This window comes from Sphingobacterium sp. SGG-5 (assembly GCF_011043525.1).
Lineage (GTDB): Bacteria > Bacteroidota > Bacteroidia > Sphingobacteriales > Sphingobacteriaceae > Sphingobacterium.
In genome coordinates, this window is record NZ_JAAKGO010000047.1 from 1 (window position 1) to 308 (window position 308).

General features: G+C 57.5%; 1 protein-coding gene. It reads left to right on the forward strand.

Features of this window, described 5'->3' with window-relative positions; translation table 11 throughout:
• Positions 1-308 (forward strand): family 20 glycosylhydrolase (locus G5B30_RS17215; protein WP_165321237.1); only part of this gene is annotated, 308 nt, incomplete at both ends.

Below are 308 nucleotides of genomic sequence, written 5' to 3' on the forward strand. Positions count from 1 at the left end.
CTGGGCGATGAGGGTTACAGGCTGTCCGTTACCGATAAGGATATCACCGTCCGGGCGTCTGAGAGCAACGGGCTGTTCTATGGTATCCAGACCGTTTACCAGCTCATCCCCACGGGGGTAAGCGGTTCCAGAGTCTCCCTTCCAGCGGTGCGGATTGTCGACCGGCCCCGTTTCGGCTGGCGGGGCCTGATGCTGGACGTGGGCAGGTACTTCTACTCGGTGGACTATATCAAGAAATATATCGACTATCTTTCCATGCACAAGCTGAACGTGTTCCATTGGCACCTGACCGAAGACCACGGCTGGCG